Here is an 18,836-nt window from a genome sequence, read left to right as displayed (position 1 = left end):
CGCGCTTCCCCCCGCCAGCGCCGGCTGTGGGAGAGGCGAACTCCTGCTGAGCCGCCCGCCGTGGTGCAACTGGCAGCGGCTGTCGACCCGTCCACGTCCGCGTCCGCGATCGATGCCGCGATCGCCGTGGTCGTCGGCAGGCACGAGATCCTCCGCACCCGGTTGCTGCCTGCGAGCGCGGCTAGCGTGCCCGTCCAGACGGTCCTCGACCACGTCGACCATCCCGTGGGTGAGGTCGCTTCCGACACCGCGTCCCTCACTGACCTCGCCGCGCGGGAACGCGCGCTCGCGGCGGCCTCCGGCCAGGCCCGGTTCACCCGCGTCGAGGCGAGGGCCGCGCGCACCGCCCTGCTCATCACCGCGCCCGCGACAATCGCCGACTCGGCGTCGCCGCGCATCGTGCTCGGCGAGCTCAACCGCGTTCTCGCAGGCGCCGACCTGCCCGAGCCCGCCATCCAGTACGCCGACTACGCCGCCTGGCACAATGACCTCCTCGACGATCCGGACCGGGCGACGCTGCGCGCGCAGTGGAGCGCCGCCACGGACTCCCGCGCCCTCGCCGCGGCCGCCGACCTGCTCGGCGACATCCCAGGTGAACGTGGGGACGACACCCGGCTTCACGGCAGCAGGCCGCTCGGCGCCGCGGTCTCCGACGCTGTCTCCGGGGTGGCGAGGATGGCGGGCGTCGACGCGTCGGCGGTACTGGTCGCCGCGTGGACCGCCCTGTGCGCGCGGTTGTCCGCCGACGGCGCCCCGGCATGCGCCGTGGTGGTCACCGGACGGCGCTTCGAGGAGTTGCGCGGAGCGCCCGGCCCGTTCGACCGGGAAGCGCCGCTGACCGCCCCCGCACCCGATACGGCGTTCCTCGACGTGGTGACGACCGTCGCCGCCGACATCACCGCGGCGGGCGAACGCCTGGACGACCTCTCGCCCGGCTGGGCGGCCGGGTCCGCCATCGGATTCCGCTGCGGTGACCTGGGGTCTCCGCGGGAGTCGGGTCCGCTCTCGCTGCTGTGGGAGCACGCGGACGCGGACCTGCCACTGGTCGTCGCCGTCACCTGGACACCCCGCGGGTTGCTTGTCGAGTACGCGGGGGACGCCTGCCGAGTCGACTCCGACCACGCGGCGAGGACGGTCGACCGTTACGTCGAGCTCCTGCGCGCGGCGGTCATGTCCCCGGAACAGCCGGTCGACGCCCTGAACCTGCTGCTGCCCGGGGAGCGACCGATCATGGTCGGGGCACGCCCGCCCGGCGCGACCGAGGGCTCCACAGCCCTCGTGGCGAAGTTCGCCGCCCAGGTCGCGGCTACGCCAGGTGCGATCGCCGTCGAGCACGCCGGGCGCACCCTGACCTACGCCGAACTCGACGCGCTCGCCGACGGCATGGCCCGTGCCTACCGCGAGCGCGGGGTGAGCGCGGGAGACCGGGTCGTGCTCCGGCTGGCTCGTTCGCCGGAGTTCCTGGCCTGCGTGCTCGCCGCCATGAAGACCGGCGCGGTATACGTTCCCGTCGACCTTCGCCAACCATGGGCACGGGTCGGGTTCATCGCCGCGGAGACCGAGGCCAAGGTCATCGTGGCCGACGACAGCGCGGCGCCGCCGACGTCGCCCATGCCGATCATCCCCGCTCGGCCCGTCCCCGGTCCGGCGGTCCTGCTCCGGGAACCCGAGCCCGATGAGCCGGTCTACGTCATGTACACGTCCGGGTCGACCGGTGTCCCCGCCGGCGTGGTCGTCACCCACCGCGGGCTCGCCAACTACCTCGACTGGGCCGTCGCCGAGTACGGCGTGGCCGACTGCGACGGCGCGCTGGTCGCCTCGTCGGTCGGCTTCGACCTCACCGTGACGGGCCTGCTCGCGCCGCTCGCGGTGGGCGGGAAGGTGGTGCTCGTCCCCGAGGCCGAAGGCGTGGGCGGGCTCGCTTCCGCGCTCCGGGACGCACACGGGCGGTACCTCCTGAAGATCACCCCCTCCCACCTCGTCGCGCTTCGCGCCCTCCTGAGCGACGAGCAGGTGACCAGGCCCTTGCACACCCTCGTCCTCGGCGGCGAAGCGCTGCACGCGGAGCTGGTCGAACCACTCCGCGGAGCAAGCCCGGACCTATCGATCGTCAACGAGTACGGCCCCACCGAGGCGGTCGTCGGCTGTGTCGCCCACCGCGTCGGCCCCGGAACCCCGTCCGCGGGCCGGATTCCGATCGGCACACCGATCGACGGCGTTCTCGTTGTCGTCCTCGACCCGGCCGGACGGCCGGTGCCCGACGGCGTCGTAGGGGAGCTGCACCTCGGCGGTGACTGCCTCGCCGAGGGCTACTTGTCAAGACCCGAGCTCACCGCGGCGCGGTTCACACCCGATCGTGACCGGCCGGGACAGCGGCTGTACCGCACCGGCGACCGGGTGCGGCGCACCCGCCGCGGCGAACTGGAGTACCTGGGCCGCACCGACGACCAGGTGAAGGTGCGGGGCCACCGGGTCGAACCGGCCGAGATCGAACTGGTCCTCGCCGCGCACCCGAGCATCGAGGCCGCCGTCGTCACCGTGCGGGACGAGCAGATCGCCGCGCACCTCGTCCCGGTCGACGGCGGCGCGCTCCCCGCACCCGCCGACCTGGACGCGCACTGCCGCGCGGCACTGCCCGACTACCTCATCCCGACCCGGTTCGCCGCCATCAGCGAGCTGCCGGTCTCCGCCAACGGCAAGCTCGACCGCGCCGCGCTGCGCCTGGCGGCAGCCGAGACGGCTCCCTACGCCGCGCCCCGCTCCGACACCGAGGAGATCCTGGCCAACGCCATGGCCGCCGTCCTCGGCCGCGAACGGGTCGGCATCGACGACAACTACTTCGTCATCGGCGGCGACTCCATCCGCAGCGTCATGGTCGCCAGCCGCACCGCCGCGCGCGGGGTCGAGGTCAGCGTCGCCGACCTGCACCGCCACCCCACCGTCCGCGAACTCGCCGCCGTCGTCGCCGAGGGCCGAGCGGCATCCGAGGAGCCGCGCACCGCGCCGTTCGAGCTGGTGTCGCGGCAGGACCGCGACCTGATGCCCGCTGACGTCGAAGACGCGTTCCCGCTGAACCTGCTGCAGGAAGGCATGATCTTCCACCGCGCCTTCGCCGCGAAATCGGCGGTCTACCACGCCATCGCGTCGGTGCGGCTCAAAGCCCCGTTCGACCTGGACATCCTGCGCACGGTCATCCACCAGCTCCTGCACCGCCACCCGATGCTGCGGGTCTCCTTCGACCAGACGACCTTCAGCACGCCGCTTCAGCTCGTGCACAGCACGTTCCCCGATCCGCTGTCCTTCGAGGACTTGCGCGGCCTGGCTCCCGACGAGCAGCAGGACCGTGTGCGCGGATGGGTGGAACAGGAGAAGCAGCGCGGGTTCGAGTTGGACGAGCACCCGCTGATCCGCTTCATGGCGCAGCGGCTCGACGACGACACCTTCCAGTTCACCTACGGCTTCCACCACGAGATCGTCGACGGGTGGAGCGAGGCTCTGCTGGTGACCGAGCTGTTCGGCCACTACTTCTCCCTCGTCTACGGGGAGCCGATCGAGCTGCGGCAGCCTACCGCGACGATGCGCGACGCGGTCGCCTTGGAGATCGACGCGCTCGGCCGCGAGGAGAACTACCGGTTCTGGGCGGACTACCTCGACGGCGCGAACCTGATGCGCCTGCCCCGCCCCGACGGACGCCTCGGCGCCGACGACGGTGCGCGGGAGATCGTGCGCATCGCGGTCCCGGTCGGCGCGGAACTGTCGGACGCGGTGAAGAGCCTCGCTGTGGCCAACGCCGTCCCGTTGAAGAGTGTCCTCCTCGCCGCCCACATGGCCGTGATGAACCACTACAACGGCCAACCGGACACCCTCACCTACACGGTCACCAACGGACGCCCGGAGGGCGCCGACGGCAGCACCGCCATCGGGCTCTTCGTCAACAGCCTCGCGCTGCGCGTGCGGATGGACGGCGGTTCGTGGCGGGACCTCATCGCCCAGACGCTCGACAGCGAGCGCGCCTCCCTGCCGTACCGGCGGCTCCCGATGGCCGAGCTGAAGCGGCACCAGGGCAACGAGCCACTCGCCGAGACGCTGTTCTTCTTCACCGACTACCACGTCTTCCACGAGCTCGACCGCTGGCGCCGCCGCGGCGTCGACCACGTCGCCAGCGAGCTCTACGGGGAGTCGACGTTCCCATTCTGCGCGATCTTCCGGCTCAACCGGGAAACCGGCGAGCTGGAGATCAGGCTGGAGTACGACGGGCTCCAGTTCTCCGCGGCGCTCATGGACCAGCTTCGCGACGCTTACAGCCTGGCGCTGCGGGAGATGGTCGCCGACCCCGACGCGGCCTACCACACCCGGTCGTTGCTGCCCGCGGAAGAGCGCGATCGCCTGCTCCGCGAATGGAACCCCCCGGCTTCCCCCGAGGCGAGCGGGACCGTGGTCGACATGATCGACCGGTGGTGCCGGGAGACGCCGTCCGCGACCGCTCTCGAATGCGGCAGCGAGAGCCTTACCTACGGGGAGCTGGCGCTTCGGGCAGCCGAGTGCGCCGCCGTGCTCGCCGCCCGCGGCGCAGGGCCGGAGACCGCGGTGGGAGTGATCGCGGGCCGCGACATCCCGACCGTCGTGGCGATGCTGGCGGTCCTGCGCACCGGAGCGGCGTACGTGCCACTCGACCCCGCCTGGCCCGGTGACCGGCTCAACGCGGTGCTCGTGGAGGCGGCACCTCGTGTCGTGGTCGCGCCCGATGAGCACGCCGACGTGCTCGATGGGGTCGACAAGCTGGTCTTGGGCCCGGACGCGCGTCCGGTGCAGGGCAGCGCCCACGACCAGCGCCCGCCCGCTGTGCTGTCCCCGCAGAACGCGGCCTACGTGCTCTACACCTCCGGCTCGACCGGCACGCCGAAGGGCGTCGTCGTCACCCACGACGCCCTGGCGCGCTCGACCGCGGCCCGATCGCAGTGGTACCCGCAGGACCCGGAGCGGTTCCTCGTCGTCTCCGCGATGACCTTCGACAGCTCGGTCGCGGGGTTGTACTGGACCCTGTGCGCAGGCGGGACCGTCGTGCTCGCACCGGAAGGCAGCCAGGTCGAGCCCCGCCGCCTCGCCGCGTTGGTCGAACGACACCGGGTGACCCACACGCTCGCCGTCCCGTCGCTGCTCACCACGCTGTTCGACGCCGCTGACGAGTCCACACTGGACACCCTCCGCGTGGTGATCGCCGCGGGGGAGGCGGTGACGGCCGAGTTGGTCCGGCAGGCCCGCGAAGCCGTGCCCCGCGCCGAGTTCGTCAACGAGTACGGTCCCACCGAGAACACCGTGTGGAGCACGGCGTGGCAAGCGGCCCGGGACCACGCGGGCGACACCGTCCCCATCGGCCGCCCCGTTCCGGGCGTCCGCGCGTACGTGCTGGACGCGTTCCTGCGCCCTGTGCCCGTGGGCGTCGCCGCGGAGCTGTACCTCGGTGGGCGCGCTCTCGCCCGCGGCTACCTGGGCAACCCGGCGCTGACCGCGAGCTCGTTCGTACCCGACCCGTACGCCGACGAGCCGGGCGCGCGGATGTACCGCACCGGCGACCTGGTCCGGCACACCGCCGCCGGCGAACTGGAGTTCCTCGGGCGCACCGACCAGCAGGTCAAGATCCGCGGGTTCCGGGTGGAGCCCGGCGACGTGGAAGCCGCGCTCGACGCCCACCCGGACGTGCGGCGCTCGGTCGTCGTCGCTCGACCCGACAGCGGCGGCGAGACCGTCCTCGTCGCCTACGTCATCGCCCGCGAGGGCGCCGTGACCGAGCCCGCCGAGCTACAGCGCCACGTGCGCGGCCTGCTGCCGAAGTACATGGTCCCCTCGACCTGCGTCGTGCTCGACACCCTCCCGATGACCGGCACCGGCAAGGTGGACCGGGCATCGCTGCCCGCCCCCGCGGCCCGTCAGGTCACTGCGTCGGCACCGGCCCTGGGAGCCACGGAGCAGACTCTCGCCGCCATCTGGTGCCAAGCGCTCGGAATCGACACCATCGGCCGCGACGACGACTTCTTCGAGCTGGGCGGGGAGTCGCTGCGCGCCATGCACGTCGTGACCCGGACCAACAAGCTCTTCGGCGTGGACCTGCCGGTGCGAGCGCTCTTCGACGCCCCCACCATCGCCGGCTTCGCCGCCGCGGTGGAGCGATCGCTGGCCGCGGCCCCGGTCGCATGAGCGCGCAGCAGGCGACCATCGTCGACGTGCTGCGCGGACGTGCGGCACGGACGCCGGATCGGGACGCCTACGCCTTCCTCCCTGACGGGCGGACGGAGTCGGCGCGCCTGAGCTTCGCCGAGGTCGACCGAAGGGCCAGGGCGATCGCCGTCGCGCTGCTCGACCGCGCCCGCCCGGGAGATCGGGTGCTGATCACCTACCCGGCGCACCAGGGGCGCGAGTTCGTCACCGGCTTCCTCGGCTGCCTCTACGCCGGGATGGTCGCGGTGCCGTGCGACGCCGAGGGCGGCAGGTCCGGCGCCGAGCGGCTGGCGTGGATCGGCCAGGACGCCGCGCCCGCGTTGGTCCTCGGCTCAGCCGATGCCGGGACGGAGAAGGCGGGCGCACCGGTCGTGGACGTGGCCACCGTGCCGGACGACGCCGCCGACTACCAGCACCACCCGGTGCGCGCGGACGATATCGCGCTGCTGCAATACACCTCCGGCTCCACTCGCCGACCTCGCGGTGTGATGGTCAGCCACGGCAACATCATGGCCAACGAGCACGCCATCGCGACCACCTGCGAGCACGACGGCGACTCCACCTTCGTCGGGTGGCTGCCGCTGTTCCACGACATGGGCTTGATCGCCAACGTCCTGCAGCCGCTGTACCTGGGGTCGTTGTCGGTGCTGATGCCGCCGACGGCGTTTCTCGCCGACCCGCTGTGCTGGCCGGAGGCGATCAGCCGCTATCGCGGCGTCACCAGCGGCGGCCCCAACTTCGCCTACGACCTGTGCGCCGCCCGCGCCCGCCCGGACCTCGACCTCGACCTGTCCACCTGGCGGGTGGCGTTCAACGGCGCGGAGGTCGTCCGAGCCGCCACCCTGCGCCGCTTCGTCTCCGCGTTCGGACCCCACGGGTTCACCCCCGAGGCGTTCTTCCCCTGCTACGGCCTCGCCGAGGCGACCCTCATCGTCACCGGCGCGCCGCGCGGCGTCCGGCCGCGGCAGTTGCGCGCCGACCCGGACGCCTTGCGCGGCGGCCGTCTCGCCCAGGCCGCCGACGGCGCGCCCGCCCACTCACTGGTCAGCAGCGGCCGCCTCGCCGGGGACGCCCAGGTCACGATCACCGACCCGGACAGCGGCGCCGAGGTCGCCGACGGCGTGTTCGGCGAGGTGCGCGTCCGCGGCGGCAGCGTCGCGCAGGGCTACTGGCGACGGCGCGAGGAGTCCGCCGCCGTATTCCCCGCGACCGACTCGGGACCGCTGTTGCGCACCGGCGACCTCGGCGCGCTGGTCGACGGCGAACTGTACCTGGTCGGCAGGCTCAAGGACATGATCGTGATCCGGGGCCAGAACCTCTACCCGGACGACATCGAGTGGGCCGCCGAACGCGCCCACCGCGCGTTGCGGCCGTCCTGCGGGGCCGCATTCGCGCTGGAAGACGGCGAGCACGAGCGACTGGCCGTCGTCTACGAGATCGCGCCCGGCGCCGACGGCGTCGACATAGCCGAGGTCGCGGCCGCGGTTCGCGCGGCCATCGCGGACCGCCACGGTGTGGAGCCGCACCTGGTCGCGCTGGTCCGACGCGGCAGCGTCCCCAAGACCACCAGCGGCAAAGTCCGTCGCGGCGGCTGCCGCGCGGCCTGGACGGCGGGCGCGCTGCCGATCGTCGCCGTCAGCTCCCTCGACGACGCGGGCCGATCGGCCGTCGACCGTGCCGAAGCCGCGATCGGACGCGCGCTCGCCGATGCCGAGGACGCCGGGGAGCCGCTGGCCCTGGACTCCCTCGCGGCGACCCAGCTCGGCCACCGCGTCGAACGCGTCTTCGGCGTCCGCGTCCCGCTCGCACTGCTGCTGGGACCGGTGAGCACCAGGATGGTCGCCGACGCGATCGCCGCGGGCAGGCTGAACGCAGGCAGCGAGCACATCCCCGAGGAGGGCGATCCCCGCGTCGGGCCGCCGCTGCCCGCCCAGGAGGCCCTCTGGTTCGAGGAGCAACTCGCCGACGGCTACCCCGCCTACCACCTGGTCAGGGCACTGGAGATGCGCGGCCACCTGGACCGGGGAGCGTTCGCCAGGGCGCTGGGCGGCCTCATCGACGCCCACCCGGCATTGCGCACCAGCCTCGGCGAACGGGATGGCGCTGTCGCGCAGCGCGTCGGAGAACGCGGCCCGAAGCTCGCCGAAGGAGTTCTCCCCGCCGAGCGGCTCGCCGAGCGGCTTCACCGCGAGTGCGCAGACCGGCTCGCCCTCGACGGCACGGTGCCAGTCCGGTTCACGCTGCTGAAGCACGGCGAGCATCACCACACGCTCGTCCTCGCCGCGCACCACGCGGTCGCGGACCTCTGGTCCCTCTCAGTGATCATCGGGGACCTGTTCGCCCGCTACTCGCGCGAGGCAGGCTCGGACAGCCCACAACCCCGACCGCCGGTCGTCACTCCGATCGCCCACGCCCGGCGCTCCGCAGCCTTGATGCGGGGTGAAGCGGGCGACGTCCTGCGCCAGTACTGGCGGCACAGGTTGGCCGGTGCGCCGTCGGTCCTCCCACTGCCCACCGACCGTCCCCGACCCAGGACCCGCTCGTTCCGCGGTGCGTCCGCGCCGTTCACAGTGAGCGCGGAGGTGACGGGCAGGATGCGGGCGCTGGCGGCTGAGCGCGCCGCCACGCCCTTCGCGGTCGCCATGGCATGCCTACAGCTGCTGCTGAGCCGCCTGACAGGACAGCGCGATGTCGTCGTCGGCACCATCGTCCACGGACGCGACCGCGCCGATCTCGCCGACGTGGTGGGGTGCTTCGTCAACCTGGTCCCCATCAGGGGGCACATCCGACCGGGCGCCACTTTCGCCGCACTCGTGGAACAGACCGGGCACGACCTGCGCGCCGACCTCGTCCACTCGGGCCTGCCGTTCCCCGAGATCGTCCGCCAGCACGGGCCACAGCGTGAATCAGGGACACCGTCACTGGTCCAAGTGCTCGCCGTGTTCCACGCGGACACCGGTGGCATCGGCGCCGGGACGAGCGCGCTGGCGCTCGGCCGGTCTGGGCCGCTGCGTATCCCCGGCGCTCTGGACGTCCGCGCCGTCGCGACCCCGCAGCCGTGGACCCACGTCGACCTGACGCTCAACCTGGCCGAGGCCGACGGTGCCCTCGCCGGGTCGCTGGAGTACAACCCGGACCTCTTCGACGCGGACACCATCGCCGAGCTGGCGGAACGCTTCACCACCCTGCTCGGCGACGCCGTGACCCGCCCGCACCTGCCGGTCCACCGGCACCGCCTGCTCACCGGCGACGAGTTCCACACGGCGGTGCGCGCCGCCCAGGGACCCGCCGTGCCGCGGGAGCCGGACCTCACGTTGCATGACCTCGTCCTGCGTCAAGCGCGGCGCACCCCCGACGCGATCGCCGTCTGCGCGCGAGACGCCGACGGAACCAGCCAACAGTTGAGCTATCGCACCCTCGTGCGATGGGCCTCAAGCGTGGCGGCGACCCTGCTCGACCACGGCCTCCGCGCGGAGGAGCCGGTCGCCGTGCTCCTCGACCGCGGCGCCACGGTCCCCGCCGCCGCCCTCGGGGTGCTGATGGCCGGTGGCGCCTACCTCCCGGTCGATCCGAGCGGACCACCGCGGCGACTGCGCGGCGTGCTGCAGGACGCGGGAGTCCGCATGGTCCTCACCACCACAGGGCCGGGCAGCCCGCCGCTGCCCTCCGGCGTCACGCCGCTGGACGTGGGGGAGTGCCGTACCCACGACGGCCCCTCCAGCCGAGCAGCGCATCCCGACCAACTCGCCTACGTGATCTACACGTCCGGAACGACCGGCAATCCCAAGGGCGTCGCCGTCGCGCACAGGGCGATCGTGAACCGCCTGCTCTGGATGCAGGAGCAGTTCGCGCTCGACCCCCACGACCGCGTCGCGCACAAGACCCCGACCACCTTCGACGTCTCGCTGTGGGAGCTGTTCTGGCCACTGGTCACCGGCACCTGCCTCGTCGTCGTCCCACCGGGCGCCCACCGCGATCCCGGTGCGCTCGCCCGCGCCTTGGCCGAGCAGCAGGTCACCACCACCCACTTCGTGCCGACCATGCTGCGCGGGTTCCTCACCGACCCCGCTCACGCGGGACTCCGCGGCCTCGCGCGCGTGATCTGCAGCGGCGAAGAACTGCCCGCGGTGCTCGCCCACCGCGCCGCACACCGCCTCGACGCCCAGGTCCACAACCTTTACGGCCCCACCGAGGCGGCCGTCGACGTGACATGGTGGCACTGCGCCCCTGGTGAACAGGTGCCGATCGGCCACCCCATCACCAACGTGGAAGCCCATGTCCTCGGCTCAGGGGGAGCGCTGCCCTCGCGGTTCCCCGGAGAGATCCACCTCGGCGGTGTCTGCCTCGCCCGCGGCTATCTCGGCGCGCCGGCCGCCACGGCGGCCGCGTTCATCCCCAGGCCATGGGCGGACCGACCGGGCGCACGCCTGTACGCCACCGGCGACCTCGGCAGGCGGCGAACCGACGGCGCGGTGGAGTACCTCGGCCGAGCCGATCGACAAGTCAAGATCGCCGGAGTGCGGGTGGAGTCCGTCGAGACCGAGTCGGCGCTACGCGGGCTCGCGGCCGTCGTCGACGCGGCCTGCCTGGCCGACCAGGGCCGGGACGGGCCGCGACTGGTCGCCTACATCGTCCCCCGCGACACCGCCCACCCCGTCGACCTGGCGTCGCTGCGCACCGCGCTGCGCGACAGGCTGCCCGCCGCTTTCCTCCCGTCCGCCGTGGTCTCCGTTCCCGAGTTGCCCACGACCCGCAGCGGCAAGCTCGACCGAGCCGCGCTTCCACCAGCCCCCGAAGCACCGGAGCCCGCCCCGGCCCCGCCGGGAACCCCGCTCGAAGCGCGCATCGCCGAGATCTGGGCCGCGGTCCTCGGGACACGGCGTGCGATCGGTGCGCACGAGGACTTCTTCGCGGCGGGCGGAGACTCGCTCATCGCCGTGAGCCTGGTCGCCCGATTGCGCGACGCGGGCGTGGCGGTCACCGTCGCCGACCTGATGGAAGCGCGCACGGTGAGCGCCACCGCCGCTCTGGCGCGCAGCCGAGATGGCGAACCCGCCCCAACTCCGTTGCCGCCTTTCGCGCTCTGCCCGCCCGGCCATCGGGCCGCTCTGCCGGACCAGATCGAGGACGCCTACCCGATCTCCATGGCCCAGCGCGCGGTGCTGAGCCGCCAACTCGCCTGCCGCGCCACGGCAGCGGGCGCCGGGCACGAGGTCTACGTCACCAGCGTCCGCGTCAAAGGCCCGTTCGACCCGGCGGCGTTGCGATCCGCCGCAGACCACGTGCTGGCCCGGCACCCCTATCTGCGGTCCAGCTTCGACCTCGCCGCCGAGCCGGAACCCCTGCAGCTCGTCCACGCCGCAATGCCGGCACCGCTCACCACCATCGATCTGCGGCACCACCCGGCCGAGCGGCACGATGAGATCATCACCGCCTGGGTACACGGCGAACGCCTCCGGCCGCTCAACCCCGACACCGGCCCCCTCGTGCGCTTCACCGCCCACCATCGAGGCGACGACGACTTCCAGCTCTCCGTCGGCAGCTTCGCCCTCGACGGCTGGTGCACCGCCACGATCCTCACCGAACTGCTCATCGGCCACGCCGCCGCGCGGCGCGGCGAAGACCCGACCCGCCCGCCGCTGACCGGCGGCTACCCCGACTTCGTCGCGCTGGAGACGGCCGCCCGCCGGTCACCCGAACACCGCCGGTTCTGGCGGCGGAAGCTGACCGCCGTCCCCGCCTGCCTCGTCCCGACCGGCGAGCACCCGGTCGAAGGCGACCGCCTGACCCGCCGTCGAACGCTCGACATCGCCCCCGATCTCGCCGACCGCCTTCGCCGGATCGCGGCTGACCACGGCGTGCCGCTCAAGACGGTGCTGCTCGCCGCGCACCTGCGGGTCGTCCGCGAGTACACCACGTCCGACGACGTGGTCACGATGCTGGAGACCAACGGACGCCCGGAGCACCACGACGGCCACCGCACCGTCGGCGTGTTCAACAACCTCGTGCCCCTGCGCGTGGCGATGCCGAACGGGACCTGGGGCGAGCTGCTCGCGGCGGCGTGGGAGGCCGAACGCGAGATGCTGCCCCACCGGCGCTACCCCTTCGCGGCGATCGATCGCGAACACCACGTCCGCGCCCTCACCAACGCCCTGTTCGTCTACACCCACTTCCACATCTACGGCGAACTCGCCGATGACCCCGACGTGCACCTCGTCGGCGGTGTCGCCCCCGACCAGACCTACATGCCGCTGACCGCGCACTTCAACCAGGACGCCCAGACCCGAGCCTTGCGCCTGCTGCTGGACCACGACCCCGTCCGTTTCACCGACGCCGCCGCCCAGCACCTGATCGACCAGTACGCGCATGCGCTCGCCGCGCTCGGTGACGCGCCGGAGCAGCCGTGGAAAGCCCGCCCCCTCCTGGCGCCCGACTCCCGGCGAGCCCACGTGCTCAGCGGTCGGGCGGCGCGGCAGAGCGACGCGACCGTCCACGCGCTGATCCTGCGGCAGGCGTATTCCAGCCCGGACACCGTCGCGGCGGTCGCCGTCGACCAGGACGGGACCGAGCGGCACCTCACCTACCGAGGGCTCGCCTCGGCGTCCGAGCGGGTCGCCGCCGCTTTGCGCGAGGCGGGAGTGCGCACTGACACCCTCGTCGCCCTTCCCGCGAGACCGAGCCTGGAGTTCGTCGTCGGGCTCCTGGCGATCCTGCGCGCGGGAGGCGCGTACCTGCCGGTCGAACCCGACGATCCCGCCGAGCGCACGCACCGGGCGTTGACCGTGGCCGGAGTGCGTCATGCCGTCAGGTGGGGCGACGCCCGGCTCGACCTGCCGCCCGGGTGCTCGTCGGTACGAGTGGATGAGACCGCGACATCCCCGAAGCCGCCGGTCGCGAGCGCCGGGCACCCCGCGGCGCTCGCCTACGCCGTGCACACCTCAGGCAGCACCGGCTCCCCCAAGCTCATCGGTGTCTCCCACGCCGCGGTCGCCAACTACCTGCGCTGGTGCCACACCGAATACCAGCCGCACACAGGACGCACAGTGGCCCACTCCCGGCTGTCCTTCGACCTGACCGTCACCTCGCTGCTCGGCCCGCTGACCTCAGGAGGCACCGTTGTCCTCCCGCGCCGCGACACGACCGCGGCGCTCCCCGCCCTGCTGCCGCAGGCGCACGGTCCGCTCAAGATCACCCCGGCACACCTGGAAGCGCTCGGCCTTCAGCTCGCGACCGGCGTCGACGCGCCCGCCACCGTGGTCGCGGGCGGCGACGCGCTCCTCGCCCGTCACCTGCGGCCGTGGACGGCGATCGCCCCGGACATCCCGGTGGTCAACGAGTACGGGCCGACCGAAACCACCGTCGGGTGCTGTTTCCACCGCACCACCGCCGCACGAGCCCCCGAGCGCGTCCCGATCGGCCTTCCCATCGACGGCGTGCACACCGCGGTCATGTCCGCCCGAGGCCCGGTTCCGCCGGGAGCGCTCGGCGAACTGCACGTCGGCGGCCTCGGCGTCGCCCGCGGCTACCTGGGCAGCCCCGCGCTCACCGCCGCCCGGTTCACCCCGGACCCCGACGCCCTCGCAGGCAGGGTGTACCGCACCGGCGACATCGTCCACCTCGGCGACGACGGACTGCTGCACTACGCGGGCCGAGCCGACCGCCAGCTCAAGGTGCGCGGGTTCCGCGTGGAGCCCGCCGAGGTCGAAGCCGCGCTCCGCGAGCATCCGCGCGTCCACGACGCCGCGGTGGTCGGTATCCCCGCTCGGCAGGGCCACGTCCGCCTGGTCGCCTACTGGGTCGGTCCACCCGGGAAGGTCGACCTGGGAAGCGCGCTGGCCGGCGTGCTGCCCGCCCACATGGTCCCCACTGAGATCGTCCGGCTCGCCGCCTTGCCGTTGACGCCCAACGGCAAGGTGGACCACGCGGCCCTCACCGACCCGGACTTCGCCCGCAAGCACCGCGCCCTGGCCGCGGTGGAAGACCTCGGCCCCGCGGGCGCGGGGGAACTCCTCGGACTCGGAGGCGCCGCCCATGGGTGACCCGGACTACGAGCGCCGAGTGCAAGCCCTTACCGGTGTGCAGCGGGAGCTGCTGGCCAAGCTGCTCGACAGCAGCCCTCCTCCCGGAGGTGAGACACCTCGGCCGGAGGAGAGCACCCTCGCGCGCATCTGGGCGCAATGCCTCGAGATCGACGGCGTCGGGCTCGACGACGACTACTTCCAGCTCGGTGGTGACTCGATCACCGCGATCGTGATCGTCGCCCGCGCCACCGCCGCAGGTCTGCGGATCAGCGCGTCCGACATCTTCGAACTGCGCACCGTCCGCGAACTCGCCGCCGCCGCCGCGACGCTCGCCCCAGAACCCGACGACGCACCCGCCCCACCGCAGGCCGAGTACGGCCTCACCCCGATCCAGCAGGGAATGCTGTTCCACGTCCTGGCCGACGCGGCGGGCACCGCCTACCTCGCGCACGCCTCCTGCACCGTCGACGGTCCGCTCGACCCGGAAGCGCTGCGCAGCGCCTGCGCCGCCGCTGTCACCAACCACCCGGCGCTGCGCACCGCCTTCATCTGGGACGCGCACACCCCCCGGCAGACCGTCGCCCCAACAGCGCGGATTCCCGTCGATGTGCGGGACCTGCGCGCTCTCACCGCCCAGGACCGCGAGGCCGCGGTGGCCGCCTACCTCGCTGAGGACCGGACACGCCCGTTCGCCCTGAGCAAGCCCCCGCTGCTGCGGATCGGCCTACTCCGCGTCGCCGACGCCTCCTGGGTGGTCAGCCTGGTCCACCACCACCTCGTGCTCGACGGGTGGTCCCAACAGCTGCTCCTGCGCGAGCTGCTGGACGCCCTGGCAGGGGCGCCCCGGGCTGTCGACGGGTTCGACTTCGCACGATACGTCGCGTGGGCGTCCGAACACGACGACGAGGCGGGCCTGCGCTACTGGCGACGCAGGCTCGAAGGATTCGCTCCGGTCGCGATCTCCGCGGCGGCCCCCGGCCACTCCGCGATCGAGACAACCGAGATCACCGTCGATCCGGCCATCGCCGACGCGGTCGCCCGCCGCGCGCGCTCCGGCGGGTTCACCCTCAGCGCGGTGCTCTACGGGGGCTGGGCGCTGGCGATCGCCGCGCTCGGCGGCAGCGAGGACGTGTGCTTCGGCGCGACCGTCGCGGGCAGGCCCGCGACGCTGCCGGGCGCGACCACCGCGCTGGGCAACTTCGTCGTGACCCTGCCGCTGCGCGTGCTCATCGAGACGGACGCGGGCGTCGAAGACTGGCTCAGCGCGCTCCAGCGCGACCGCGGCGCGCTTGAGGAGCACCAGCACACCCCACTCACCCGCATCACCAGGCTGTTCCCGGCCTCGATACCACTCTTCGACACCATCGCGGTGATCGAGAACTTCCCGAAGCTGGTCGGCGAGAGGTCGTCGGGCTTGGTCATCAGCGATGTGCGCTCCACCATCGACGAGGGGTACGCCGTGGTCTTCGAGGCGCATCTCGGACCGCCTCTGGTGTTGCGCGCCCGGATGGACCGCACCCGGTTCGAGCCCGCCCGCGGCCGATTGGTGCTGACGGCCCTCGCCGCGTATCTCGACGGAGTCGCCATCAACCCGGACGCGCGCGTAGGAGAACTGCTCTCCGCCGTGCGCGACGCGGTCCACCGGGACGCGGGCCGTGCCGCAGGCCTGCTCGCCGCGCGCAGGAAACCGGAGGCCGGCCATGCCGGGTGACCGCTACGGCCTGCTCGTCCTGGTCAAGCTCCTCATGGGGCACCGGGAACGCCACCGCACGGCCCGACTCCAGGACCTGGCCACCAAGGCGCTGCGCGATCCCCGGCAGGCGTGGGTGGTGTCGGTGGTCAACCTGACCATCCGCGCGCGTCAGGCGCTGACCACGCTGTTCGTGCTTCGGCCGAGGTCCTTGCGCTCCCGAGCGGCGCGCCGCCACGACCCGGTGACCGCACCCGAGCGCGGCCTGACGGTTCTGTGCCCGTCACGGAACCGCCCGGCGGGCATGGCCCGCCTCATCCGCAGCGTCCACCGCACCGCCGCGAACCCCGGTCGAGTGGAGATCCGCTGCTACGTCGACTCCGACGACCCCACCGTCGATGCCTACCGCAAGGTGTTCGCCTCGGCCGCCAGGCGCTACCCCGACCTCGCCGCCTGCGAGCTGCACGTCGGCGAGCCCATCGGCGTGTCGGCGGCCTGGAACGTCATCGCCGCCGCCGCGAGCGGGGAGTTCCTCGTGATGGCCAACGACGACCAGCTCTACGTCGATCACGGATGGGACCGCGCGTTCGACGCCCGCGTCGCGGAGCTGGCCGTGGAACACCCCGACGAAGTCCTGTGCCTGTTCTTCGACGGCGGCCAGTACACCGACGACTCGGCGGACTTCCCGATGATCAGCCGAGCCTGGTACGAGACCCTGGGCTACTACAGCCCCGGGATCTTCCAGCAGTGGCAGGCGGAGCAGTGGATCTTCGACATCGCCCGCCGCGTCGGCAGGCTCTACCGGGTTCCCGGCGTTCTCGTCAGGCACCTGCACTACCAGGACTACACGGCGCCCTTCGACGCCACCTACATCCGACACCGGCTCACCGCGGACAAGTCCATCGCGGACCAAGCGCTGTTCCTGCGGACCGCGGGGGAGCGCCGCGCCGATGCCGACAGGCTGCGCGCCGCCATCGCGCGCAGGGCGGGTGCGGAACGCGGCCGCGCCACCGCGGACAGGAACGAGACGCGGGGAAGGAGCGAGGCGGTGACCACCACGAACGCGAAGGACTACCACGACCAGGCGTTGCGCCGACACTACGTCGCCGTGATCGATGCGTGGAACTACAGCGGACGCACCGACCTCGCCCGCGAATGCGCGGAACTCGCGGTCAGTCAAGGCGTGTGGGAGCACCCGCTGCAACGCCCCCGCGAGTACCTGCCCGGCCTCACCGCCACACCGCTGCACGACCCGGCCTCCTTCCCCTTCCTCGCCCGGCTGGAGAGCCACCACGAGGACTTCCGCGCCGAGATCGCCCACGTGCTCGACGGCAAGGTCGACCCGGTGAAGCACACCGTCGACGACGGCGGCCTCATCCGCACGGGGGCGTGGAAGCAGGCGCACCTGTTCCGCGGCGGACGCTGGCAGGACGACGTCTGCGCGCACTTCCCGACGATCCGCGAGATCCTGGAGACCTTCCCCGAACTCACCACCGACAACCCCGGGGTGATCACCGTTTCCCGGGTCACGCCCGGGTCGCACATCATGCCGCACTGCGGCCCCACCAACGCGCTGCTCCGAGTCCACCTGCCGATCACCGTCCCGCCCGGGGTGCGGATACGCGTCGCGGACCAGTGGCTGACGTGGGAGGAAGGCCGCTGCCTTGTGTTCGACGACTCCTTCGAGCACGAGGTCCGCCACGAAGGCGCCGAGGACCGGGTCGTGCTGATCCTGGACACCCTGCACCCGGAACTGGGCGGCGACCACAGCGGCAGGCTGCGCGAACGAGCCCGGGCCACGGAGGAACAGATGGTGTCCTACCTGAGCGAGAACGGCTTGGAGGAGGCTCACCTGCGCGAGGGCAGGCTCGTCTTGTACCCCGACCAGGAGCTGTCCGACCTCGCGCTGCGCCACCTCGCCCGCGCGGGAGCCGATCGCGCCGAGCTGGTCGACGACCGGCTGCGGGTGCACCGCGGGCGGGGGGCGGGCTCGTGACGGCCGAGGACCACGGCGCACGCCGCTACCTCGACCAGGTCAGCAGGGCCAACACCGCCGTGCTCATCGACGCGTGGGTGGACGCGGGCGAGCCCGATCGCGCGCGCGAGGTCGCCGAGCTGGCGGTCCGTCAAGGACTGTGGGAGCAGCCGATGCAGCGGCCCCGCGACCACGTCGCCGGGCTCGCGGCCCGCCCCGTCCACGACGCCGGGGACTTCTGGTTCAGCCACCCTCTGCAGGAGCGCGGACCCGCCCTGCGCGCCGAGATCGACCACGCCATCGCCTCGGGTGCGCTCGGTTCGGCGAGAGCGGGCACGTGGCGGCGCACATTCCTGTTCAGCGACGGTGGATGGCACGAGGACGTCTGCGCGCTGCTGCCCGTGACCAGAGGGGTGCTGGCCGAGATCCCCGAGGCCACGACCTTCAGCGCGGGCGCCATCAGCGTCGCCAGGCTCGCCCCCGGCACCCACACCCGGCCGACCTGCGGTCGAACCAACGCCGTCCTGACGGTGCAACTGGGCATCACGGTGCCCGAGGGTGCCGGACTGCGCATCGGCGATGAGCACCTCGCCTGGCAGCCGGAGCGGTGCGCGGTCATCGACGGCTCCTTCGAGCACAGCGCCTTCAACGACGGCGACCACGACCTGGTGCTCCTGGACATCGAGGTCCCGCACCCCGACCTGCCCGGCTCCCGCGACCGCCCGCGACCCGATCCGACCGCGCCGATCGCCTCCTTCCTGCGCGACCGCGGAATGTCCGCTGTCGAGGTGCGGGACGGCCGCGTCGAACTGACCCCCGACACCGCGACCCAGCAAGTCCTCGCCAAGTACATGTCGGCGTCCCAGGTGGTCGGCGCCGAGCGCGACGGGGACGTCGTCCGCTGGCTGCACGACGACGCCGCCGGGGACTGACC

Annotated in this window: 5 protein-coding genes; all 5 read left to right on the top strand. The window is 72.8% G+C overall.

Features of this window, described 5'->3' with window-relative positions; all coding sequences use genetic code 11:
* Window positions 1-60: 60 nt before the first annotated feature.
* Genes ACFPM7_RS15520 through ACFPM7_RS15500 form a run of 5 tightly spaced genes read left to right on the top strand, consistent with a single transcriptional unit; the run spans window position 61 to window position 18,834 of the window.
* Complete coding sequence (locus ACFPM7_RS15520) at window positions 61-6,195, top strand: amino acid adenylation domain-containing protein (protein ID WP_378248315.1); 6,135 nt, start codon at window positions 61-63, stop codon at window positions 6,193-6,195.
* A complete protein-coding gene (locus ACFPM7_RS15515; RefSeq protein ID WP_378248314.1) occupies window positions 6,192-14,255 on the top strand; it encodes an amino acid adenylation domain-containing protein in 8,064 nt (2,687 codons plus the stop codon). The genes ACFPM7_RS15520 and ACFPM7_RS15515 overlap by 4 nt, the downstream gene beginning before the upstream one ends.
* Window positions 14,248-15,948: a condensation domain-containing protein gene (locus ACFPM7_RS15510; RefSeq protein ID WP_378248313.1), complete on the top strand. Its 1,701-nt coding sequence runs from the start codon at window positions 14,248-14,250 to the stop codon at window positions 15,946-15,948. Before ACFPM7_RS15515 ends, ACFPM7_RS15510 begins: the two co-directional genes overlap by 8 nt.
* Complete coding sequence (locus ACFPM7_RS15505; protein WP_378248312.1) at window positions 15,938-17,923, top strand: aspartyl/asparaginyl beta-hydroxylase domain-containing protein; 1,986 nt, start codon at window positions 15,938-15,940, stop codon at window positions 17,921-17,923. Before ACFPM7_RS15510 ends, ACFPM7_RS15505 begins: the two co-directional genes overlap by 11 nt.
* Window positions 17,920-18,834 carry an aspartyl/asparaginyl beta-hydroxylase domain-containing protein gene (locus ACFPM7_RS15500; protein WP_378248311.1) on the top strand — a complete coding sequence of 305 codons (915 nt, stop codon included), beginning with the start codon at window positions 17,920-17,922 and terminating at the stop codon, window positions 18,832-18,834. Before ACFPM7_RS15505 ends, ACFPM7_RS15500 begins: the two co-directional genes overlap by 4 nt.
* Window positions 18,835-18,836: the final 2 nt, after the last annotated feature.

Source organism: Actinokineospora guangxiensis, assembly GCF_042657845.1.
Taxonomy (GTDB): Bacteria; Actinomycetota; Actinomycetes; order Mycobacteriales; family Pseudonocardiaceae; genus Actinokineospora; species Actinokineospora guangxiensis.
The sequence above is the reverse complement of the archived record's forward strand: the minus strand, read 5'-3'. Positions and strand labels throughout refer to the sequence as shown.

Coding starts and splice junctions, on each gene's coding strand:
- ACFPM7_RS15515 (WP_378248314.1), top strand. CDS start 6,192: ATGAGCGCGCAGCAGGCGACCATCGTCGACGTGCTGCGCGGACGTGCG.
- ACFPM7_RS15510 (WP_378248313.1), top strand. CDS start 14,248: ATGGGTGACCCGGACTACGAGCGCCGAGTGCAAGCCCTTACCGGTGTG.
- ACFPM7_RS15505 (WP_378248312.1), top strand. CDS start 15,938: ATGCCGGGTGACCGCTACGGCCTGCTCGTCCTGGTCAAGCTCCTCATG.